1 protein-coding gene is annotated in these 616 nt (G+C 43.7%); it reads right to left on the minus strand.

What is annotated here, in order from left to right; all coding sequences use genetic code 11:
• Positions 1-605: hypothetical protein (locus Q2M23_RS44445; protein ID WP_316399553.1), on the minus strand; the 605-nt coding region annotated here is incomplete at its 3' end.
• Between the last annotated feature and the right edge of the window lie 11 nt (positions 606-616).

Genomic DNA, 616 nt, shown 5'->3' on the forward strand with positions numbered 1-616 from the left:
TTTGCTTGTTTGCTTGCTTGCTTTTGCTTGCTTGCCTGTTTTGCTTGTTTGCTTTTGCTTGGTTGCTTTTGCTTGCTTGCTTGCTTGCTTTTGCATGCTTGATTGCTTGCTTTTGCTTGCTTGCTTGCTTTTGCTTGCTTGCTTGCTTGCTTTTGCTTGCTTGCTTTGCTTGCTTGCTTGCTTGCTTTTGCTTGCTTGCTTGCTTTTGCTTGCTTGCTTGCTTTTGCTTGCTTGCTTGCTTTTGCTTGCTTGCTTTTGCTTGCTTGCTTTTGCTTGCTTGCTTTTGCTTGCTTGCTTGCTTTTGCTTGCTTGCTTGCTTGCTTTTGCTTGCTTGCTTGCTTGCTTGCTTTTGCTTGCTTGCTTGCTTTTGCTTGCTTGTTTTGCTTGCTTGCTTGCTTGTTGCTTCCTTTTGCTTGCTTGCTTGCTTTTGCTTGCTTGCTTGCTTTCTTATGCTTGCTTGCTTGTCCTTGCTTGCTTGCTTGCTCTTGATTGCTTGCTTTTGCTTGCTTGATTGCTTGCCTTTGCTTGCTTGCTTGCTTTTGCTTGCTTGCTTGTTTGCTTGTTTTCTTTTGCTTGCTTGCTTGCTTTTGCTTGCTTGCTTGCATGCTTTTGCTTG

Origin of the sequence: Bradyrhizobium sp. 33ap4, assembly GCF_032654765.1 — a bacterium.
Lineage (GTDB): Bacteria > Pseudomonadota > Alphaproteobacteria > Rhizobiales > Xanthobacteraceae > Bradyrhizobium > Bradyrhizobium australafricanum.